This is a genomic window from Nibrella saemangeumensis, from assembly GCF_039541915.1.
GTDB lineage: Bacteria > Bacteroidota > Bacteroidia > Cytophagales > Spirosomataceae > Nibrella > Nibrella saemangeumensis.
Genome location: NZ_BAABHD010000021.1, coordinates 246,635 through 268,509, shown reverse-complemented (window position 1 = coordinate 268,509; position 21,875 = coordinate 246,635). Strand labels below are relative to the sequence as shown.

Here is a 21,875-nt window from a genome sequence, read left to right as displayed (position 1 = left end):
CAGACTATGACAACGATTCAGATCGAAGTGCAGGATGATCTGGTACAGCGGCTAGGGGTAGCCGCTGTCCAAAAACTGCTGGAGGAGGAACTAGCCTACCAGCGATTTAAACTGCTTGAAGAGAGTATACAGGCATCTATGCAGGCTGCGGAAGGCGTGGATTGGGAGAAGGAGTTTGAGCAGGCCCGGCAGGAAGCGTTTGACGACTATCAACGCCAGCAACGGGAAAAATGACATCGTACGTTCTTGACGCCAATATTCTGTTCAGCGGTATTCTAAGTCGTAAGCCGGTCTACAGAGCCTTATTTTCTATATACACTTTCTACCCGCCTGACTTTGCCTTTATTGAATTGGAGAAATACCGGGCGCTTATCCAGAAGAAGGCTGGAGCCGATACCACTCAGCTAAAGGAGTTTACCTTATTTATCTTTTCCAGACTTATAGTGGTACCTGCTTACCTTATTTCTGACGCAACCAGGGGGCACGCTGAAGAGTTGGTCAAAACCATTGACCCAAAGGATGTTGCCTATGTTGCTTTGGCAGAGGAATTGAACGCCACATTACTCACCAGAGATCAGATTTTACACAACGGCCTTGTTGCCAGGGGGTACAGGAAGGTTCAACTTTTTGAAAGCTTTATAGCCGAGCAAATCAAGTTAGGCCTGGTATGAAAACAATCCTTCCTGGTCTTCTTTTTGCCGCTCTGTGGGCGTCGGCGTCCGTGGCGACGAAGTTTGGTATCCAATCGGCTGATCCGCTGGTGCTGGCGAATGTGCGGTTTATGATTGCCGGCGGCCTGATGCTGTTCTACGCCCATGGCCTGCGCTCAAATTACAATGCCCGGCCTGCGGGTATCGAGTGGCGGCAGCTGACCATCTTTGCGCTGTTGAATACGACGATCTACCTGGGTACCTTCGTGCTGGCAATGCAGGAGGTGTCGGCAGGTATCGGTAGTTTGTCCACGGCGACAAGTCCGCTGTTTATCACGCTGATGTCGGCGATCTGGCTTCGGCGCCCGCTGCTGTGGAACGAGGGGTTGGGCATGTTGCTTGGGTTGGCCGGCGTGGGGGTAGCTACCTATCCGCTGCTTCAAAACAGTTACGCCACGCTGGAGGGGCTGCTGATTCTGCTCGGTGGGATGATCTCGGTATCGGCTGCTACGGTCTACTACGCCCGCATTACCTGGCGATTACCCAACATTGTCATCAACGGCTGGCAGGTCATGCTGGGTGGGCTCCTGCTGTTACCCGTTACGTTGCTGGCGGGCGATGTGACCAGTACGCAGTATGACACCCGCTTCTGGGCCTCTGTTTTCTGGCTGATTATCCCGGTGTCGGTGGTGGCCCTGCAACTCTGGTTTTACCTGGTCCGGCTGGATGCCGTGCGTGCCTCGCTGTGGCTGTTTCTCTGTCCCATCTTCGGCTTCGCCTACTCGGCCTGGCTGCTGGGCGAGCCCATTACGGTTTACACCGTTGTTGGTACGGTACTGGTGATAATTGGCCTGTATCTGGCCCGGAAATAATTTTGGATTAGGGATCTGGGATTTCGGATTTAATGGTCGCTTAGTAAATCCGAAATCCCCAATCCAAAATCCGACATTGCATCACATTTTCCGGATCACCATCTCGACCCGTCGGTTTAGCCGGCGGGTTTCTTCGGTGCTGTTGTTGGCGATGGGACGGGTGCCGCCATAGCCACGGGTTCGGATGCGCCGGGCTGCAACTCCACTTTTCACCAGGAACTGTTTGATTATATCGGCCCGCTGTTTGGACAGTTCCAGGTTTTTATCAAAATCGCCCTGGTTGTCGGTATGGCCGGCCAGTTCAATCTCTACTTTGGGGTTATCGCGCAGAAACTTCAGCAGGTTATCCAACTCCGGCTGTGACTCCGGCAGCAGGTTGGCCGTACTCTGGGCAAACTGAACCGCCCGTAGCTCGGTGGTAACGTCTTTCTCTAAACGAAATTCGGTGGGGGCAGGTACGCTGGTCGGTTTGGTCGGGGCTGTAGCCGGCTGACGAGGCTCCGGCGTGGGGGCCGATTTGGTTACCGAAGGTGTATCAGTCGATTGCCGGACCAGGGTGCGGTTGAGCCGGATAAGCTTGCCGGTCAGGTGAGTTGGGTACGTTGAGGTAAAGGCAAATGGCTCTTCTTTGGTATCGTAGCCAGTAGCTTTCGTGATGATGACGTAGCTGCGTTTTGGGTCAAGCCGGAAACGAAAGCTGCCGTCGGTAATGGTCATGCTGGTAAAGGGCTTGTTCTGATCCGAATACCGGATGCTGACCACGGCGCCCACAATCATCCGGCGTGTTTCAGCGTCGACCACCGCTCCTTCAATCAGGGTTTCTCCGGAAGGCGTTACAGCTTGCCGGTCGGGCTGGGCAAGGCAAACAGGAGCCACGGAAAGCCCCAGCCAGATAAAACCGAGAAGTTGGATAAAAAAGAGTTTTATCATACAACAAAAGTAACACCAAATGGGGTAATTATTGTCCCCATCGCCTTAAAAAAGCTGTTCTGAGGCCTCTGGAAAGGGTGTGAAAATATAGTTGAAAATAATCGTAAAAATCTTGATTAAGACGCTGTTTATCAGTATATTTATAGGCTAATAATCGGAATAAAAATTGAACGTAAGCCGGGGCAGATTTGTTGATAAAGTATGAGAGAGACAACCAATGTGGCGATGAATGCAATGGATTCTCAGGCACCTTTCGGGTCGGGTCAGCCGATGGACGAAAATTGGCGGAAATCTATACCGGCACAGGTGTTCCTGAACCACTTTTTTGCGATGGATTTTCACATCCAGAACCTGGACGACCTGGCCGATGTAGCGAAGTTTCCGATCTATCATCAGTTTGAGCCGACCGTTACCGACGAGCAGCGTAAAGCCTTGGAGAAGTTACTGTTAAACAGCTGGAGTGCCGAATACGCGCTGCGGATTACGCCGGTTGTCAACGACGAACAATACCTGCAAAGCTCGTTGCACTGGACATTTCCGCAGGCTTATTATAGTGCACTGTTCAGCGCGCGGGCATTTCTGGCCGTGCAGGGCATCAACGTAAGCAATGAAGACCTGATCCGGAAGCGGATTGGTAATGCCGTGGTACGGGGGTTTTATCCGGCTTCGGTGGGGTATTATGCCCTCGGTCCGTTAAACAACTACCGGATGCACCGACTGCCGATGGCAAAACGGATGGACGATGGCTCAAAGCCGGATCTGGCTCTTCCTTCGCGGGAAGTTGCGGCTCAACTGGAGCTGACGCAGTTTTTGAAGACAACCCGTGACCAGCGAATCAAGGCGCTGAAGGTGATTATGCAGAGCAACCCGAAGACGGCGCTGCGGAGCCAGCGTACCGGCGAAATTCTGCAGAAGTTCAGCGTTGAACAGTACAAGCAACTGGCCCGGCAGATCGGCTACACCACGTATTTCGATATGCTGAGCCGGTTGCGGATTTCTTCGACCAATCGCGAGATTGAGCGGTTTGTCGATTCGGAGATCGATGTAAAGTTATTCCACCAGAGCCTGGTCAACATCGTGTCGCACGTCAACGCCGTCCACGAGTGTTATATCGCGAAGGCACTGGGCGTAGCGGGCTATAAGCAGCTCATTGCCAAACTGCCGTCGTATCTGCAGGAGGGCTTTGTACGGGAGCGGCTGCAGCTCCTGATTGAACCCATGATGAGCCGGAAAATGGCGGCTTAATTCAAGAGATCGCCCACTGTAGGCCGAACGACATATCGTTCGGCTTTTTTGTTACACTTTCGTTTAAAACAGGTGCATATGATACGAAATGCTACCTGTTGGCCATCAATCTTTTCCGTTTACTAAATGGCGCGCCAAAATCCTCATTATTAGTCACTTCTTTGCGGAAGAAAGTTGTAGATTTAAGACAAGAGACCCTTTTACCAATTTACTATGAAACGAAAAATTGTACGAATTGCCCTGGGCGTCGTTGGCGCGGTTGCCCTTCTCATTATTGGTGGTGTGGCGTATGTAAAGCTGATGCTGCCGGATGTAGGGCCTCCACCCGAGATTAAGATTCAGGCTAATGCCGCTCAGATTGAGCGGGGGAAATACCTGGCTCATCATGTGGCGCTCTGTATCGACTGTCATTCTGAGCGGGATTATAACCGTTTTGCCGCTCCGCTGGTCGTTAATTCGGAAGGGAAAGGAGGGGAGGCCTTTCTGCGGGAGATGGGTTTTCCCGGTGAATTTTATGCCCCGAACCTGACTCCGGCTCACCTGAGTAACTGGACCGATGGCGAAATCTACCGGGCTATTACAACGGGGGTGAGCAAAGATGGCCGGGCGTTGTTCCCATTGATGCCGTATCAGCGTTTTGCCCAGATGGACCCTGAGGATATTAAAGCCATCATTGCTTATATGCGTACGTTGAAACCAATCAAAAATGAAGTAAAAGCCCCGGAGTTTGATTTTCCGCTCAATTTCATTGTGAACACCATTCCGGCTAAGACAGAAGGCGGTAAGCGGCCGGACCCGACCAATACCGTTGAATACGGCAAATACCTGGTTGCCTTTGCCAGTTGCATCGAGTGCCACACCAAGGCCGATGCCCAGGGGCAGCTCCTGCCGGGTATGGAGTTTGCCGGAGGCCGGGAGTTTCCGCTGCCGACCGGTACCGTGCGCACCGCCAACATTACACCGGCTCAAACAGGTCTGGCGAATTGGACCAAAGAGCAGTTTATTCAGAAATTCAAGTCGCATGGGGAAGGGTTTGTAGCCCCGGCCATCAACGAAGGGGAATTTAATACCATTATGCCCTGGTCGATGTATGCCGGTATGACCGAGCAGGATCTGAGTGCCGTTTACGACTATCTGCGGACGCTGAAGCCGATTGAAAATAAAGTAGAGAAGTTTACTACGCGCCCTGCACCCGTGGCCAGCCGCTAAGTATGGCTATGGTACAAGCAGGCCCGTCAGTCTGAAAATATTTTCCGCTGAATACTTGAACAAATGTAAAAAAATCACTAGTATTCCTGTAGATAAACGAAGCAGTCAGACACTATGCCAGCAGCGACAAAAGCGCTTTTCTGTGTGCCGATATAGTTAAAAAGCCGCCTGGTTGGGCGGCTTTTTCATTTTAGTCAGGATACCACTGTTTTACTTTTAACCAGATCCGCTAATGTTTCAATCCAGATTGGGCTATCGTTCAGGCTTTCAACCAGTTGCCAGTGTTCACCGCCATGCTCTTCAAACAGTTCTTTATACTCCTCGCCAACTTCAATGGTTGTTTCGAGGCAGTCGGCAACAAAGGCGGGAGAGAAAGCCAGCACGCTTTTAACCCCTTTCTTCGCTAATTCCTTAATGGTATCTTCCGTGTACGGCTTGATCCACGGGTCATTGCCGAGCCGCGACTGGAAGCAGGTGGTATAGCTACCCTCCGGTATGCCCAGGTCGCGTACCAGCCGGCGGGTGGTCTCGAAACATTGCGCCCGGTAGCAGTACTGGTTCATGGCGTGCAGCGACGAGCAGCAGTCGCCCAGGCGGCATACCTGACCGGTAATGTCGCCTTTGCGGATCTGGCGCTCCGGCAGGCCGTGGTAGCTGAAGATGAAGTGCTCGTAATCGTACGCAGCCATATGTTTGCGGCCCAGCTGCACAAAGCCCTCGATAAATTTGGGGTGGTCGAGGAAGCTGTTGACGAACTCGATACGGGGAATGATCTGCCAGCTTTTTACAATGTCCATTACCTTTTCGTATACCGAACCGGTAGTGGCGGAGGCATACTGCGGGAAAAAGGGGATGACGATAATGTCGGTCAGGCCCAGCCGCTGAAATGCCGTCAGGCCCGCATCAAGGCTGGGGCTCTGGTAGCGCATCGCCAGCTTCACCACATAGGCGTCGCCCAGCGTCTTCTGCAATTCCCGCTCCACGACTTCGCCGTAGTATTTCAGCGGAGAACCGTTTTCGGTCCAGACTTCTTTATACACCTTCGCCGATTTTGGTGCCCGAAACGGAGCGATGATGCCGTTGACCAGCAAAAAGCGGGGAATAAACGGAATGTCAATGACGCGGCCATCCATCAGAAACTCCCGCAGGTATTTACGAACATCGGGCACCGACGGGCTGTCGGGGGTGCCGAGATTGACCAGCAGAACGCCGGTTTTGCCAAGTTGGGTACGGGGTACGGTTGGTTGTTTTGAAACTGTTGTTTCCATATCCGGAGAAACAGTGTTTTTAAGAAGTTTGTTGCATCACCTACTTCGCTTCGGGGTACCGGCTCAGGTCGGTGCGGTCCAGGGAGGTAAAGACTTCGCCGGGGAGGCCGTTGAACACGCGGATGTCGGTAATTTCGCGGTCGCCCCGCTTGCCCGACAGCAGAATACTGCCGTGCTTCTCGTAATTGGTCCAGGGGTTCACAAAGCGTGGCTGCTCGTCGGTATATTTGGGGAAATAGGCAAACTGGGAGACCAGCCGGCTGTTTTTATCGACCCAGACATGGTATTTATTATCCGGGGTATTGCCCACGCCCTTGAACGTCAGTTGCAGCAGATCAGCGTCTTTGCCATCCTGAGTTTTGCCGTCGCCCAGGTGTTTGAGCGTAACGCCTGAATCTTTTAACTTAAACGGCATGACCAGCCAATACGAATCGTTGATCCACATGCCTTTCCCCATTTTAACGTATTTGGTTACCGAATCCGGTTCGGTCAGTTCTTTACCGTTGCGGAAAACCCGGCCTTTGTCGGTGTTGATGTTCAGGAGGATGGTCTGGTCATCTTTGAGATTGTCGACGCGCACGTTACCGGTCCATTTATCCCAGACCAGCCGGCGATTGCCGAAAAACGTCCAGGAAATCAGGCGGGTTTTGTCCCAGTTGGCACGTCCCCCCATGGCTTCCATCACCTGATCGGCTATCTGGACGGCTTTAGGATCGGAGCCGGCCATATCGAAGCCGTCAGCCGGCGGGTTGGCGGATTTGCGGTTCTGGGAACAGGCCGGCTGAGCAAGGATTAATAATACCAGACTGGCGGCAGCCAGCAGGCGGAGCAGAGACGTTTGCATATGGCGATGAAACAGAAAAGGTGTTTAGATGCAAAATAAGCTATATTTCGGTATGGATGGGAACCCCCGGCAGAATACCCCATAAAACTGAGCAAATAACCTTATTTTCCAGCTTAAAAAGCCGGGACAGGTTGATATGAAATGACATTGACTCAACTGGAATACCTTGTTGCGCTGGATACCTACCGTCATTTCGCCACGGCGGCTGAACACTGCCATGTTACCCAGCCTACGCTGAGTATGCAGATTCAAAAGCTGGAAGACGAACTGGGTATACTGGTTTTCGACCGATCCAAGCAGCCGGTGGTGCCCACCGAAACTGGTCAGGTGATTCTGGCACAGGCCCGGGAGGTGGTGCAGGCGGCCCGCCGTATTCCCGAACTGGTGAAGGAGTCGAAGAGCGAGATCAGCGGGGAATTGCGTTTAGGCATAATTCCGACGCTGGCACCGTATCTGCTGCCCTATTTTATCCGCTCCTTCATGAGCAAATACCCGGCCGTAACGGTCCACGTACAGGAGTTGCTGACGGAGCAGATTGTCGACAAACTGAAGAACGGTCTGTTCGACGTAGGAATCGTAGTAACGCCCCTGCCCGATAGTGGCTTACGGGAATTTCCCCTGTTTTACGAGCCGTTTATGGTGTACACCTCACCGGAGCATCCGCTGTACCGGAGCGACCGGGTAACGGCCGATGATCTGATGGCCGACGGCCTTTGGCTGTTGTCGGAAGGTCACTGTTTCCGCAACCAGGTGATGAACCTCTGCGGACAACCCTTACGCGGGGCCCAACCCCTCCGGTACGAGACCGGTTCGCTCGAAACTCTGATGAAAATCATCGATAAACAGGACGGCTTTACGCTGATTCCTTACCTTGCCACCCTCGATATGGCCGCCGACCGACTGGCGCGGGTAAAGCCGTTTGCCGACCCACAGCCGGTGCGGGAAGTCAGTCTGGTCACCCACCGCAGCTACCTGAAAAAAGGATTGATTGATGCGCTGCAGCGGGAAATCTTAGCCCATATGCCGGCGGAACTGACGCGCCGGGAAAAAGGAGCAGTGGTTGCACTTTGAGCACGTATTGGTACCACTGTTTTCCACTTCAGGCGAACCTAAGTAAAGCTATCAAAGCAAAAGGGCTAATTTGCTGATTAACAGACTTTATGGTCTGGAGCGAATTAGCCCTGATGTGAAAAAGGAGCCTCCTACGGGACTCGAACCTGCGACCTACGCATTACGAATGCGTCGCTCTACCAACTGAGCTAAGGAGGCTTATGTAGGTTGCAGTAAGCAAATGCCAGTAGGCAGGAAAAATTGAATACTGCTGACCGGAGACTGCCTACTGCCAACTGAGTAGCGCTCGCAAATATAAAGTCTTCAGCCCAAAATGTGCAAGGATACGAACGGGATTTGGTAAATTTGTGGTATGATTTCCATTAATAACCTGTCGTATTACCTCGGCAGCCGGGCCTTGTATGAAAATGCCTCGCTGCACATCAAACCGAATCAGAAAATAGGCCTTATCGGACTGAACGGAACCGGGAAGTCTACGCTGCTCCGACTCATCATTGGTGAATACCAGCCCGATGGCGGTAATATATCCAAAGCCGGTGATTGCACCATTGGCTTCCTGAACCAGGACTTACTTTCGTACCAGACCGACGATTCCATCCTATCCGTTGCTATGCAGGCGTTTGAACGGCAGAATGAGCTGCAAAAGCGCATCGACGAACTGCTGCACGAGATGGAAGTGAACTACCGCGACGAGCTGGTGGATAAACTGGGTAAGGTGCAGGATGAGTTTGCTGCCCTAGACGGCTACAGCATTCAGTCCAGAGCGGAGGAAATTCTGGAAGGTCTGGGCTTCTCGACCGACGATCTGCATAAGCCGCTGCGGCAGTTTTCCGGTGGCTGGCGGATGCGCGTCATCCTGGCTAAACTGCTCCTGCAACGCCCGTCGCTGCTGATGCTTGATGAACCGACCAACCACCTCGACTTACCGTCGATCCAGTGGGTAGAAAAATACATTCAGAATTACGAAGGTGCCGTGATTGTGGTATCGCACGACCGCGAGTTCATTGACAACGTGGTAGATACCATCGTGGAGGTGTCCGGTGCGAAACTGAACTTCTACGCCGGTAATTACTCCTTTTATGTGGAGGAAAAAGCCCTCCGCAATGAAATTCAGCAGGGAGCCTATGAAAACCAGCAGGCCAAAATCCGGCAGACAGAGCGTTTTATTGAACGATTTAAGGCCAAAGCGACGAAGGCGAAACAGGCACAAAGCCGCGTGAAGATGCTGGAGAAAATGGAACTGGTGGATGCCGTTATCGACGAAAACGCCCGCGTCAACTTCCGCTTTAACTTTTCACAACAGCCGGGCCGCCATATTCTCCACCTCGACCATATATCGAAAGCATACGGCGACAAGGTCATTCTAAGGAATACCACCGCCCGGCTAGAGCGGGGCGATAAGGTAGCTCTGATTGGGGCCAACGGACGTGGTAAATCGACGCTGCTGCGCATTATTGCGGGTGGTGAGCCTATTCAGGGCGAACGGCGGCTGGGGCATAATGTGCTGTTTAGTTTCTATGCGCAGCATCAGCTGGAGTCGCTGCACGTTGAGGACACCATGCTCGAAGAACTCAAACACGCCAACCCAACCAAAACAGAAGGAGAGTTACGGGGCGTGTTAGGGTGCTTCCTGTTCTCGGGCGACGATGTGTTCAAGAAAATCAAGGTGCTGTCGGGCGGGGAGAAGTCCCGCGTAGCGCTGGCGAAAGTCCTCTTGTCGCAGGCCAATTTCCTGCTGTTGGATGAACCGACCAACCACCTCGACATGCAATCGGTCAACATCCTGATTCAGGCGCTTGACCAGTATGAGGGTACCTACGTGGTGGTATCGCACGACCGATATTTTGTCTCGCAGATTGCCAACAAAATCTGGTACATCGAAGACCACGAGATTAAGGAGTATCCCGGCACGTACGATGAGTACGAGTGGTGGATGCAGGAAAAGAAGTCGGCAGTGGGCAATGGGCAGGCACGGTCCGGCGGTCCGGCAGAAGCTAAAGCTAAAAAAGATGATAGTCCCAGGCCCCCAGCCGCTAGCCGTAACGACGGACCGCCCTTGCCCCATGCTACCGACAGTGAGCGTAAGGAATGGCAGAAGGCGTTGAAGAAGGCTAACCAGCAGGCTGAAGAAGCCGAGCAGCAGATCACCAATCTGGAGCGGCAGAAGAAGCAGCTGGAAGCGGAGCTTTCCAAAACCGATGTGATTGCCGATTCAAAGAAACTTCAGACCAAAACCGACGAATACAGCCGGGTAAACAAACAACTGACGCAACTCCAGGAAACCTGGGAAAACGCCATGCTGGAGGTTGAAGAGTGGGAGAAAAAGCTGGCATAAGTCGATTATTTTAACCCCTCTTCCTGCTCATCACCAGCACGACCGATGCGATGATAATACCGGAGGCCAGCCGCGTTTGCCACGATAGTCGTTCGTTGGCAAACGCCAGCCCAGGTTCATTCACCCATTTATTCGTTCACCGATCGGCACCTGCCCAAAGGCCTGATTGACCGTATTTCGGATTACGACCGAGAGTTCGTCAGTCGGCAGGTCGTTGGCATCGGTGCCGAAGGGGTCTTCAATTTCTTCGGCGATCACCTCCAGACTGGCCAGCACATAAAAGATGAAGACGACAAATGGAACGACCAGGTAGTGCAGGTTGAACACGTAACCCAGCGGCAGGGTGATACAGTAGAGGGTGATAAATTTCTTCAGAAAAGAGCTATACGAAAACGGGATCGGTGTATTCCGGATGCGTTCGCAGGCTCCGCAAATATCCATGAATGACTGGATTTCCGGATTGATCACCAGCAGGTGCTCCGGGCGCAGAATTCCTTCCCGTTCGAGGGCGTGTGCTTTGCCGAACAAGGCAGACGCTATTTGTTGAGGCACATGGTCCTTGGTATTAAGCTGGGAAAGCCGGAAGGATGAACATTCCGTAAAGTCTTCTTCAATAAAGCGGCTCCGCAGGTGGTTTTTCAGCGAAGCCGAAAAATTGGGGATCATTACCTGAAAAAACTCCCTGGCCTCCCTATGGTGCGATTCGAGCAATTGATGCATCTTCAGGGCCAGATTGCGGCTGTTGTTGACCAGCGAGCCCCATTGTTTGCGCCCCTCGTACCAGCGGTCGTAGGCGGTGTTGGTCCGGAATACCAGCAGCATAGAGATGACAAAACCCAGCAGCGAGTGCATCAGCGAAATATTCCGCAGGTCGGACTGGTCGCCTAATTTCCAGAAGTCAATAATCAGAAAAGCAATGGCCAGTGAGTAGCCGGCCATCGCAATCAGAATAGGTAACAGTTTACGGACAGTATCGGCCCGGTGGAAATTAAAGATGAAGCGGAGCCAATCTTTAGGATTATAATTGACCATGGAGTAAGGATAGTGATGATTGGTAAAAGAAGGTGCACCAATTTTACTAATTTTCATAACTCCAATTCGTTATCATCGTTAAATAACTATGAAAATAAGGCTCTGCTTCCGGAGCAACATCCGATGATCGTGTATCGAACCCTTCGTCTTTTCGCTGCCTGCTTGCTGTGGTGCCAATTCGTGTCGGCCCAGGAAATCCGAACCATTGATTTCATTTATGACCCGCAGATCCGCACGGTGCTGCTGTATCCGGTGGTGGGCGATCCGAACAACCCGGCGCAGACGCTGAACCCGCCGGTGATTCCGCTCGAAGAGGGCGTACCCCTGCAACTGGAGTTCGATGACCTGACGGCTAATTATCGTTCATTCCGGGCCAAATTTATTCATTGTAACACCGACTGGCACCGGTCGGCACTGAACGATATTGAGTTCACCTACGAGTACAACGATCAGCCGATTACCGAATACCAGGTATCGATGGGGACTAAGGTGCCGTACTACCACTACCGGTATCCGGTGCCCAGGGTGAAGTTGCCGGGCAATTACGTATTGGTCGTGTACGACGAGCGGAACCCGCGCAACATCATCTTTACCCGCCGGTTCAGCACTTACGTCAGCCGGATTGCCGTGGCGGCCAACGTTCGCTTTTCAACCGAAGTGCAGCGGCAGTTCAACGATCAGCAGATCGAGTTTACCATCGATTACAAAGGGTATCAGGTGATCTCTCCTCAGGATGATTTCCGGGTGGTGATCCGGCAGAACTACCGCGACGACCGGGTGATCCGGGGCCTGAAGCCGACCAATGTCCGGGTGTTCGACAATATACTCGAATACCGGCTGGTCGACCTCAGCAATACCTTTCCGGGTGGTAACGAGTACCGGTTTTTCGATACCCGTACAGTGATGTCGCTGGCTAATTTTGTCGCCCATATTGAACGCCGTTCCGACCGTAATTTTGCGTACATTATGGTGGACCAGCCGCGTGGCCGGGGGGCTTACCTGCAAAACGACGATTTTAACGGCCAGTACGTCATAGACCACCGCGAAACCCGCAACGGCGCTACGGAAGCCGACTACATCGAAACCGTATTCACCCTGAAAACCGACGAAATGCCGAACGCCGAGGTGTACGTCAACGGCTCGTTCAACTTATGGTTGCTGAACGACCGCAACCGCATGACCTACAATGCGGCCGAACGGGCTTACCAGGCGGCTATTTTGCTGAAGCAGGGCATTTATAACTACAATTACTCGGTCAAAGGCATCAGTCCGCCGGTTACCCGCACCGGCATGACCCCTTCTGAGGGTAATGAACTCCTGCTAGAGGGCAGTTATTCGGCCACCGAAAACGATTACGAGATCTTCGTCTACAATCGCCCGCCCGGTGCCCGCGCCGATCAGTTGGTAGGTTACCGCAAGATTGGCTACAACAAGCGGAAATAGACATCAGTAAATCGGGTTGGTGCGGCTGCTTTGGTAAATATGAAACCAAAGCAATTCGTGCCGTTGATTCTGTCTGTCCTTCTGGCAGGAAGCATTGGTGAGGTAATGGCTCAGGGCAACGAAGTCCAGACCGGCCAGGCCAAATCCAGCCATGAACTCGCTATTCAGGGAACATCATTTATAATGGATGGTAAGCCGTTCCCGTTTACCGGCATCAGTTTCTTCAATGCAATTTTCAATCCGGCCTTTAACAAAAGCACCGCCGACCGGAAGGCGTGGCTGGAGAAGTTTCAACGATACGGTATCAATGTCCTTCGTATCTGGGGGCAGTGGGACAACGGTCGCGGTTATGTAGACGACTGCCCAACTTGTACCTTGTATCATCCCGACGGTCGCCTTCGGCAGGAGCATGTCGATAAACTTAAAGCAATCATCACTGATGCTGACCAACTCGGTATGGTTATTGAACTGGCGTTATTTGCCCAGGAAAGCTACTACGCCAATGTTCGATTAGGCGAAAAAGAAGCTGATAAAGCGGTAGCGGCCATTACCCGGGAACTGCTTCCGTACCGCAACGTGGTGATTCAGATCTGGAACGAGCATTCTGACCGGGTCCTCGACCATGTCAAAACTGTAAAGTCGATTGACCCAAAGCGTTTAGTCACCAATTCGCCGGGTTTCGCCGGCGTTTTAGGCGACGAAAAGCAGAACCAGGCGCTTGACTTTCTAACCCCGCATACCAGCCGACAGTACGTGGGCAAACATTGGGAGGTAGCTCCGCAGGAGATTGCTTACCTGCTCAAACGGTATCGGAAGCCGGTCGTTGATGATGAACCGGCCCGAAATGGAACCGGTAACTTTGGCGGTCCTCGGGATACTACCTATCCGCACGACCAGATTGTGCAGATTTATCAGGTCTGGCAGCAGGGAGGCTACATCGTCTATCATCACGACATGTTCCAGACCGGCTACGGCACACCGGCCATACCACCATCCGGTATACCCGATCCCGAATTCAGCCCTTACCACCGGGCTGTACTGGAGTTCATCGCCAGGCGACAGCGGTATATGAATAGTCAGTAGTTTCGCTTCTAGTAAACTTGCCTACTTTTGTTGACCCTAACTTTTTAAATCGTATGAAAATTCTTTGCCTTTTAGCCGTGTCGGTGGCGGTTGCTACGGCTGCATTGGCTCAAACCAATAAACAATGGGAAACCGTTGAGCCGAAAACCCTTCCTGAAAAACGGCACGAAAATGCCTTTGTCCGTGTTGGAGACCAATTTTACCTCGTCGGTGGTCGTGGCGTAAAGCCGATAGACGCGTACAACCCGAAGACGAACCAGTGGGAAAAGCGAGCGATGGGCCCGCTCGAAATGCATCACTTTCAGGCAGTCGAGCATAACGGGGAGATCTATGTGGCAGGCGCCTTTACCGGCGGTTACCCCCACGAAAAGCCTATCCCGACTATTTACATCTATAATCCCAAAAAAGACGAATGGCGGCAAGGGCCTGAAATTCCGGCCGACCGGCGTCGCGGTTCGGCGGGAGTCGCTACCTACAAGAACAAAATCTACCTGTTCTGCGGCATTATTGACGGACATTACGACGGCCACGTGAGCTGGGTGGATGAATATGATCCGGCAAAAAATACCTGGACCAAACTACCTGACGCCCCACATCCCCGCGACCATTTCCAGGCGGCTATTCACGGTGACAAAGCGTACATCGCCGGTGGGCGTTTATCCTCCGCCAAAATCGGGAAAGTACTAAACCTAACGGTCAGCGCCGTAGATGTTTATGACTTTAAAACGCAGAAGTGGATTACCCTGCCGGAAGACGAAAACATACCCACGCAGCGGGCGGGTAGCACCTCGATTCCGTATGAAAACAAGATTCTGGTAATCGGTGGCGAGAGCCCGCAGAAGAAGGCCCATAATCAGGTAGAAGCGTTGGACACCAAAACGCTGAAGTGGGAGAAATGGGCACCCTTGCAGATGGGTCGGCACGGCACGCAGGCCATCGTCTACAAAAATAACATCTTTATAGCTGCCGGCTCCGAGAACCAGGGCGGTGGTCCCGAACTAAACACAATGGAGGTGCTGAAGTAATGTCACCCATGAGAAGAGCTACGCTGATTGCTTTATCGTTAATTGCTGGGCATACGGTTATTGCCCAAAGTACCTCGGGAAATGGTAAGCGCTGGGAGGTAGTACAGGCGCAGAATGAACCGGAAAAGCGCACCGAAACTGCTTTTGCCCGGGTAGGAGACCTCTTCTATCTGGTCGGCGGCCGTACCATCAAACCCGTCGAAGCCTACGACCCGAAGCAGAATCGCTGGGAGAAGCGGGCTGTCGTACCGGTAGAAATGCACCACTTTCAGGCCGTGGAGCACAACGGGGAAATCTACGTAGTAGGCGCCTTTACCGGTGGCTATCCGCACGAAACCCCAATACCCGCCATTTACATCTACAACCCGAAAAAAGACGAATGGCGCAAAGGAGCTGATATTCCCGAGGGACGTCGCCGGGGCTCCGCAGGCGTAGCTGCGTACCGGAACAAAATTTACCTGTTCTGCGGCATCATCGACGGTCATTACGACGGTCACGTAAGCTGGGTCGATGAGTATGATCCAACTAAAAATACCTGGCGGCAACTCCCCGACGCGCCACACGCCCGCGACCATTTTCAGGCGGCTGTGCAGGGTGACAAAGCTTATATTGCCGGCGGACGCCTGACTTCGGCGAAGACGGGTAAGGTCATTAACCAGACGGTGAGCGCCGTGGATGTCTACGATTTCAAAAGCCAAAAGTGGATGACGCTTCCGGAAGCCGATACCATTCCCACCCGACGCGCCGGCAGTACGTCCATTCCTTACGGCAACAAAATTCTGGTCATCGGCGGGGAAAGCGATCGGCAAAAGAAGGCCCACAACCAGACCGAGGTGCTAGACACCAAAACGCTGAAGTGGGAAACCTGGGCGCCGATGCAAATTGGCCGGCACGCGACGCAGGCGATTATCTACAAAAACAACGTCTACATTGTAGCCGGCACCGGCAACCAGGGCGGTAGTCCGGAGCTGAACTCGATGGAAGTGATGAAGTGAGTTTTGTTGTGCGGAGCTTTGTCATTCCGACGCAGGAGGAATCCTAAGCGTTATTCTTTCAGTAGCGTCTGAGATTCCTCCTGCGTCGGAATGACAAAAAAGCGGAATGACAGAAGCAAGGCTACTTCCCCAGCCACTCCTTAAAATCTGTCACTTTGTCCATACTGACAAAAACCTCTTCCGACGACACCGGCTGGAGGTCCAGCTTGAGTTTGCCTTTGGAGTAGGTATGAATGTTTTTGATGGCGGGCAGGCGGACGAGGAACTGACGGTTGACCCGGAAGAAGTCGTCCGGGTTCATCATCGTCGTTAACTTGTCGAGGCTGAAGTCGATGGGCAGGCGCTGGTTGTCTTTTGTAACCAGAAACGTAATCTTCTCTTCCGAAAAAAAGTAGGCAATATCGGCCGCATCGACGGTGCGAATGCGCGTGCCGACGGTAATCATGAATCGCGTTTTGTACTCCGTCTCCTTCTTGCCCAGCAGATTTAGCAGCGTGTTCATATCCACCTGGTTGTACTGGCTCTTCAGCGATTTAAACTTGTTGATGGCCGCCGAGAGTTCGTCGAAGTTGACCGGCTTCAGCAGGTAGTCGATGCTGTTGACCTTAAACGCTTTAATCATGTATTCGTCAAAAGCCGTGGTGAAAATCACCGGCGTAGTCAGCGAAACCTGCTCGAAAATCCGGAAGGCAAGGTCGTCTTCCAGGTGAATATCCATAAAAATCAGGTCGGGGGCGGTATGGGTTTTCAGCCACTGCACGGCCTCGCTCACCGACGGAATCTGCTCCAGTACCTGAATACTCGGGTCGTAACGTTTGATGAGGCTTTCGAGTCGTTTGGCAGTGAGGTTTTCGTCTTCAATAATCAGGACGTTCATAGGTGTTGTGTGTGTTTAGGCTTCAATAGGTTTAAGAGCAGTCTCGGCCAGCAGCGGAATCCGGACGATATACTCGTCACCTACGGCACCGGCGCTGATGGGCAGGTTGGTCAGGTAGCTATAACGGCTCTGAATGTTCGGCAATCCAATGCCCGTTGATTTTTCGTCCTGCGTACGGGCGCGCATGGTATTGCTGACCACCAGATACTGATCCGGCTCCGCCTGAATATTGATGATAAGCGGCCGGTCCACCGACATCTGGTTGTGCTTCACGGCATTCTCCACCAGCAGTTGCAGCGTCAGCGGAGGCAGGTAAGTGTTCATCTGGTCGGCCGGAATGTTAAAGCGTACGTCGAATTTGTTTTCGAAGCGGATTTTCAGCAGGAAAATATACGACCGGACAAAGTCCAGTTCGGTGCGTAACGTTACCACCTCTTTGTCTTTCTGCTCCAGAATATAGCGGTAGGCTTTCGATAACTGCTCAATAAACTGCTCCGATAAATCAGCGTCGATATGCACCAGCGAGGTTAACACGCTCAGGCTGTTGAACAGGAAATGCGGATTTACCTGATTTTTCAGCGCCTGTAGCCGCGTCTGAGCAAATTCTTTCTGGATGCGTATCGCTTCGTTCTGCGTCTGCTGCATCTGCTCGGTGAAGTTGACCGTTGCCAAAAAAGCGTAGACCAGGATACCGGCCAGCGTACTCATAATCTGGTATTGGCGGTAGTGCAGGGCGTCGAAGAACTCATTCGGGTTCGTTTGTAACGTGTAGATGTTGAAGATCCAATTGTACTGGATGTCAAAATTGCTAAGAATAATTACGGCCACCAGCACAGATTCCAGCACGTACCGGTACCACCGGTGCTTTTTGTGGCCCATCAGCCGGTTTATGAGATGGATAAGGCTGTAAATGAGCAGCCCGGAAATGAAGATGTTCAGGATGGCTACGCCAATGTCTTTCAGCAGACAGGTCAGGCAGTTGAACGAGCCATAACTGGCATTCATGTAATACAGCAGGCTTGGAAAAAGCAGGCCGAGCACCAGCGCCATATAGGCGAACAGCCGGAGATTCAGTCTCAGCGATTGTGTCAGTTGCTTCATGCGGGTTGCAGTAAGGGAAGTTTGGCCACGTACATATCGTTTACCAGGCCGATATAAGGCGTCCGGTCGGTCAGGTACTGGTACCGCTCCGCCAGGCTTTGCAAGGCCATATCCGACACCGGCATTTCGTTGGGGCGGGGTTGCCAGGAATGTTCGATATGCAGCGTGTGGTCACCATTGGTAAACAGCCGGATCTTCAGCGGCTTCTGCGCCGACATCACGCTGTGGGTAATGGCGTGTTCGATGAGCAGAAAGGTCGCCAGCGGAGGTATCGTTTCATTGGCTGCGGGGGCCGGTGGCTGGATGTCGATAACGAGCTTTTTGGGGAAACGAACGGTAAACAGGAAGGCAATGGTTTCGGCAAAGTCCAGTTCAGTTTGCAGCGGCACCGTTTCCTTTTCGCGCTGCTCCAGAAAATACCGGTAAGCTTTTGACAGTTTTTCGATAAACTGCTCCGACAGGTCGGGGTCGATATGCACCAGCGACGACAAGACACTCAGGCTATTAAAGAGGAAATGCGGATTAAGCTGGTTTTTGAGGGATTCAAACTGCGCCTGTACGAACTCTTTTTGCAGCCGGATGGCCTCCTGCCGGGCCTGTTGCATCAGCCGGAAGCTATTCAATCCACTCAGAAAGGCATAGGTAATCAGGAGCGTAGTCAGAATAATGACCTTTGACTGCCGGAGCTTCAACTGAAGGTAAGCGACATCGGCTTCGGGCACGACAACAAACGTTTCAAACGCCCAATGCACCAGATTGACCAGGGCCAGCCCGGCCACCAGCAAGACCGCAATTTCCTGGGCGTACCGTCTCCAGTGATTGGGTTGCTGAGCAAAGCGCCTGTTGAAAAAACGAATAAGGGTATCAACACCGAACAGGATGATGTACGATTCCAGCAGGAACATCCACACTTCTTCCCACAAACGTCGGTTAAAGACCAAGCCAAACCGCCATTCGCCGGTATTCATGTAAATGGTTACATACAGCACCACCATAAACAGGGGTGGTGTAATGAAGAGATAGCGGATGTAGTTGGGTAATGTCAGCGTCCTCATAGTAACATGCTGTTGCGCGCCGGGTCTGGTAGCACAACGGCATCTTAAAATTCGCTCTATTTCCTCAAGGCATCAAAAAAAGCTCACCGAATGCCGGATTTCGGGCGACGAACGTCTGCTTCTAATAACTGGTCTCGTCCAGCTTTACCTTGCCCCTAAAGGTCCAGAAGCTGAATATCGTGTACAGAGCCGCCAGGGGTATACCAATAATAGCAAACAGAAGCATAATGCTTAGGGACTTAGGCGTTGAGGCCGCTTCGTAAATGCTGATGTGGCCTTCCGGACTGATGTTGGAGAACACCAGATTCGGGTATAAACCCAGTGCCACCAGCACCAGCAGCAGGGACGTAATCACCGACGAGGAGATAAAGCCCAGAAAATACTTTCGCTGCTCAATATTCCGGCGGATGTTCAGCACAATCAGCAGGGCGGTAATTGGCAGGGCAAACAGCGCCGGTGATTTCTGGAAAATAGCCGCCATGTGTGGCACGTAAATCAGCGTTGCCAGCGAGGACGTGAGGAAGCAGAAAATGAAGAACTTGCTCGTCTGGTTCACCAGAATCGTCAGCCGGGCGTAAAGCCGTTCTTCGGTTTTCAGGGCCAGGTACATGGCTCCGTGCAGCATGAACAGCGACAGCGTAGTAACGGAAATCAGCATGGCATATGGATTAAAAAAGCCGCTGAGACTACCGACAAACTCATGCTGGCTGTTGAGCGGAATACCCTGCACCATATTGCCGAGTATCAGTCCCAGCAGCAAAGCAATGGTTACACTCGACAGACAATAACTGACATCCCACATGCGTCGCCACCACACCATCTCCTCCTTACCCCGGAACTCAATAGAAATAGCCCGGAAGATAAGAGCCAGCAGAAACAGCATAAACGGCAGATAGAACGCTGATAGCAGCGTGCCATACACCATCGGAAACGCTGAGAACAAAGCCCCGGCTCCGATAACCAGCCAGACAACATTACCGTCCCATACCGGCCCGATAGCGTTAATAGCAATCCGCCGGCTTGCTTCCTTGCGAAAGAACAGGTGCAGCGCCCCGGCTCCCAAATCGAAGCCATCCAGAATACCATAGCCGGTAAACAAAGCGCCGAGCAGCAGAAACCACCACGTTGGAAGGTCAAGGCCAAGAACTGTTTCCATGAGTAGTTGAATGGTTGAATGATAGAATTGCTGAATGATGGAATGGAGTTGGTAAAGGCTTGCTCTTTGGCTTACCTATTCAATCACTCAATCATTCAACATTCCTTTATCTTGTTGCGTACAAATCCGGATTTTTCGTTGAAAACGGCGCACTCTGATGTGTGTTGGCCGTATCAGGGCCGTGCTGAATCTTTTTGTTCAGCAGGTACAGGAAGAGCAGGAACAGCACCAGGTACACCAGCGTAAACATGATCAGGGAGATCAGCACGTGTTCGGCCTTGACGGTATCCGATAAGGCCTGAGAGGTACGCAGCAGGCCGTACACCACCCATGGCTGCCGCCCGACTTCGGCCGCGTACCAGCCGGTCTGGTTGGCAATTTGGGGCAGCAGCACCGATACTACAAAAACGCCCATCAGCCAGCGCGTTTCAAACAGTTTACCCCGCCAGAGCAGCCACAGGGCGTAGAGCGTGAGCGCGATCAGCATCATGCCGATGGTAACCATAATGTGGTAGGTCTGAAAGACAAAGTTGACAGCGCCCGGTCGGTCCTCGGGTTTAAAGCTCTTAAGACCCTTAACGGGCGTAGTAAAATCCTGGTGAATCAGGAACGATAAGCCGCCGGGCACCTTCAGGCCCGTAGTCACTTCCTTTTCTTTATCCACCCAGCCAAACAGATAGGCATCTGCTGCGGCCAGCGAATCCCAGTGTCCTTCCATGGCGGCCATTTTGGTGGGCTGGTATTCGCCTACGATGTCGGCGGCAGTATGTCCGGTAAACAGCGACAGCAGCGCCGAGGCCGACGCTACGTAAAGCCCAATGCGGAAGCCACGCTTGGCATGATCCAGATGCCGCTGTTTTAGAATATACCATGCGCTGACGCTCAGCACCAGAAACGAACCCGCCGAAAAGGCTCCCACCAGCACATGCGATAGCCGCTCAACAGAAGAGGGGTTGAATACCATTTCCCAAAAGTCGGTGACCACGGCGCGGGCTTGCATCTCATGCCCCTGAATGCGGTAGCCGGCCGGCGTCTGCATCCAGGAGTTAGCTACTACAATCCAGATGGCCGAAAAGATGGAGCCTAACGCAACCAGTACCGTCGACATAAAATGAATACGGGGGCTAACCTTGTTCCAGCCGAAGAGCAGAATACCCAGAAAGCCGGACTCCAGCGCAAAGGCAAAAATGCCTTCAGCCGCCAGCGCACTGCCGAAAATATCGCCGACGTAGCGGGAGTACGTCGCCCAGTTGGTACCGAACTCAAACTCCATGACAATACCCGTGGCAACGCCAATGCCGAAGATGAGCGCGAAGATTCTTATCCAGAAGCGGGTGAGTTCTTCGTAAACCTTATTATGGGTCTTTAGGTACATGCCTTCCATGATAACCAGACATACACCGAGGCCGATGCTGAGGGGTGGATAGATGTAATGGAAAGCAATGGTAAAGGCAAACTGAAGGCGGGAGAGAATTTCAACATTGTCCATAGCCGGTGGAGGTAGATGGATAAGGCAATCGCCCGCAATGTACCACACAAGCCAATTCGGCGGTAGAAATAATTGATCAAATCAGTAAACGGTAATTTGGTAAATTTGAAGTTTGTATTTTCGGGTTGATTGTTCCAAGTTATCGCCGTCATCAATCTAAACCCGCCGGCCCCGCGGCAACTTTGAGCAACCCCG

20 protein-coding genes and 1 tRNA gene are annotated in these 21,875 nt (G+C 52.4%); 11 read left to right on the top strand and 10 right to left on the bottom strand.

Features of this window, described 5'->3' with window-relative positions; translation table 11 throughout:
• Nucleotides 1-6 precede the first annotated feature (6 nt).
• The 3 genes from ABD949_RS07935 to ABD949_RS07925 are packed head-to-tail and all read left to right on the top strand — an operon-like array spanning nucleotide 7 to nucleotide 1,522.
• Nucleotides 7-234, top strand: coding sequence for a hypothetical protein (locus ABD949_RS07935; RefSeq protein WP_345242295.1), 228 nt, complete (start codon nucleotides 7-9; stop codon nucleotides 232-234).
• Nucleotides 231-671 (top strand): PIN domain-containing protein, encoded by a 441-nt coding sequence (locus tag ABD949_RS07930; protein ID WP_345242293.1) that lies wholly within the window; start codon nucleotides 231-233, stop codon nucleotides 669-671. The genes ABD949_RS07935 and ABD949_RS07930 overlap by 4 nt, the downstream gene beginning before the upstream one ends.
• Nucleotides 668-1,522, top strand: a complete 855-nt coding sequence (locus ABD949_RS07925) for a DMT family transporter (RefSeq protein WP_345242291.1) — start codon at nucleotides 668-670, stop codon at nucleotides 1,520-1,522. Before ABD949_RS07930 ends, ABD949_RS07925 begins: the two co-directional genes overlap by 4 nt.
• Nucleotides 1,523-1,603: 81 nt before the next feature.
• Here ABD949_RS07925 and ABD949_RS07920 read toward each other — a convergent pair whose 3' ends face one another.
• Complete coding sequence (locus ABD949_RS07920) at nucleotides 1,604-2,452, bottom strand: OmpA family protein (RefSeq protein WP_345242289.1); 849 nt, start codon at nucleotides 2,450-2,452, stop codon at nucleotides 1,604-1,606.
• A 201-nt stretch (nucleotides 2,453-2,653) separates the two neighbouring features.
• Between ABD949_RS07920 and ABD949_RS07915 the strand changes: the two genes are divergently transcribed.
• Nucleotides 2,654-3,697, top strand: a complete 1,044-nt coding sequence (locus ABD949_RS07915) for a hypothetical protein (RefSeq protein ID WP_345242287.1) — start codon at nucleotides 2,654-2,656, stop codon at nucleotides 3,695-3,697.
• 213 nt (nucleotides 3,698-3,910) lie between these two features.
• The gene (locus ABD949_RS07910; protein ID WP_345242285.1) at nucleotides 3,911-4,906 is read left to right on the top strand and encodes a c-type cytochrome; all 996 of its coding nucleotides are present in this window, start codon (nucleotides 3,911-3,913) and stop codon (nucleotides 4,904-4,906) included.
• Nucleotides 4,907-5,100: 194 nt separating this feature from the next.
• Here the strand turns inward: ABD949_RS07910 and hemH are convergent, their stop codons facing one another.
• Both hemH and ABD949_RS07900 read right to left on the bottom strand, forming a co-directional pair.
• The gene (gene hemH / locus ABD949_RS07905; protein WP_345242283.1) at nucleotides 5,101-6,174 is read right to left on the bottom strand and encodes a ferrochelatase; all 1,074 of its coding nucleotides are present in this window, start codon (nucleotides 6,172-6,174) and stop codon (nucleotides 5,101-5,103) included.
• Nucleotides 6,175-6,214: 40 nt separating this feature from the next.
• Nucleotides 6,215-7,018 (bottom strand): hypothetical protein, encoded by an 804-nt coding sequence (locus tag ABD949_RS07900; RefSeq protein WP_345242281.1) that lies wholly within the window; start codon nucleotides 7,016-7,018, stop codon nucleotides 6,215-6,217.
• 141 nt (nucleotides 7,019-7,159) lie between these two features.
• Here ABD949_RS07900 and ABD949_RS07895 point away from each other — a divergent pair, with 141 nt between their 5' ends.
• Nucleotides 7,160-8,089, top strand: coding sequence for a hydrogen peroxide-inducible genes activator (locus tag ABD949_RS07895; RefSeq protein WP_345242279.1), 930 nt, complete (start codon nucleotides 7,160-7,162; stop codon nucleotides 8,087-8,089).
• Nucleotides 8,090-8,214: 125 nt separating this feature from the next.
• Here the strand turns inward: ABD949_RS07895 and ABD949_RS07890 are convergent.
• Nucleotides 8,215-8,287 (bottom strand) — tRNA-Thr (locus ABD949_RS07890).
• A 154-nt stretch (nucleotides 8,288-8,441) separates the two neighbouring features.
• On the opposite strand from ABD949_RS07890, the gene ABD949_RS07885 reads away from it, so the two are divergent.
• Entirely contained in the window at nucleotides 8,442-10,424 is a 1,983-nt protein-coding gene (locus ABD949_RS07885; protein ID WP_345242277.1) for an ABC-F family ATP-binding cassette domain-containing protein, read from the top strand.
• 120 nt (nucleotides 10,425-10,544) lie between these two features.
• Here the strand turns inward: ABD949_RS07885 and ABD949_RS07880 are convergent, their stop codons facing one another.
• A complete protein-coding gene (locus ABD949_RS07880; protein WP_425576737.1) occupies nucleotides 10,545-11,456 on the bottom strand; it encodes a bestrophin family protein in 912 nt (303 codons plus the stop codon).
• A 123-nt stretch (nucleotides 11,457-11,579) separates the two neighbouring features.
• Between ABD949_RS07880 and ABD949_RS07875 the strand changes: the two genes are divergently transcribed.
• From ABD949_RS07875 to ABD949_RS07860, 4 genes are read left to right on the top strand one after another with little or no spacing between them, the layout of a single operon-like run.
• Entirely contained in the window at nucleotides 11,580-12,899 is a 1,320-nt protein-coding gene (locus tag ABD949_RS07875) for a type IX secretion system plug protein (RefSeq protein WP_345242274.1), read from the top strand.
• A 39-nt stretch (nucleotides 12,900-12,938) separates the two neighbouring features.
• Nucleotides 12,939-13,982 carry a cellulase family glycosylhydrolase gene (locus ABD949_RS07870; protein ID WP_345242272.1) on the top strand — a complete coding sequence of 348 codons (1,044 nt, stop codon included), beginning with the start codon at nucleotides 12,939-12,941 and terminating at the stop codon, nucleotides 13,980-13,982.
• 53 nt (nucleotides 13,983-14,035) lie between these two features.
• A complete protein-coding gene (locus ABD949_RS07865) occupies nucleotides 14,036-15,007 on the top strand; it encodes a Kelch repeat-containing protein (RefSeq protein ID WP_345242270.1) in 972 nt (323 codons plus the stop codon).
• An 8-nt stretch (nucleotides 15,008-15,015) separates the two neighbouring features.
• Nucleotides 15,016-16,002, top strand: a complete 987-nt coding sequence (locus tag ABD949_RS07860; RefSeq protein ID WP_345242268.1) for a Kelch repeat-containing protein — start codon at nucleotides 15,016-15,018, stop codon at nucleotides 16,000-16,002.
• A 121-nt stretch (nucleotides 16,003-16,123) separates the two neighbouring features.
• Here the strand turns inward: ABD949_RS07860 and ABD949_RS07855 are convergent, their stop codons facing one another.
• The 5 genes from ABD949_RS07855 to ABD949_RS07835 all read right to left on the bottom strand — a co-directional run bounded on the left by ABD949_RS07855 (nucleotide 16,124) and on the right by ABD949_RS07835 (nucleotide 21,680).
• Nucleotides 16,124-16,879, bottom strand: a complete 756-nt coding sequence (locus tag ABD949_RS07855; protein WP_345242266.1) for a LytR/AlgR family response regulator transcription factor — start codon at nucleotides 16,877-16,879, stop codon at nucleotides 16,124-16,126.
• A gap of 15 nt (nucleotides 16,880-16,894) precedes the next feature.
• Entirely contained in the window at nucleotides 16,895-17,980 is a 1,086-nt protein-coding gene (locus ABD949_RS07850; protein ID WP_345242264.1) for a sensor histidine kinase, read from the bottom strand.
• Complete coding sequence (locus ABD949_RS07845; protein ID WP_345242262.1) at nucleotides 17,977-19,035, bottom strand: sensor histidine kinase; 1,059 nt, start codon at nucleotides 19,033-19,035, stop codon at nucleotides 17,977-17,979. The genes ABD949_RS07850 and ABD949_RS07845 overlap by 4 nt, the downstream gene beginning before the upstream one ends.
• A 121-nt stretch (nucleotides 19,036-19,156) precedes the next feature.
• A complete protein-coding gene (gene cydB / locus ABD949_RS07840; protein WP_345242260.1) occupies nucleotides 19,157-20,191 on the bottom strand; it encodes a cytochrome d ubiquinol oxidase subunit II in 1,035 nt (344 codons plus the stop codon).
• Between the two features lie 106 nt (nucleotides 20,192-20,297).
• Nucleotides 20,298-21,680 carry a cytochrome ubiquinol oxidase subunit I gene (locus ABD949_RS07835; RefSeq protein ID WP_345242258.1) on the bottom strand — a complete coding sequence of 461 codons (1,383 nt, stop codon included), beginning with the start codon at nucleotides 21,678-21,680 and terminating at the stop codon, nucleotides 20,298-20,300.
• Nucleotides 21,681-21,875 lie beyond the last annotated feature (195 nt).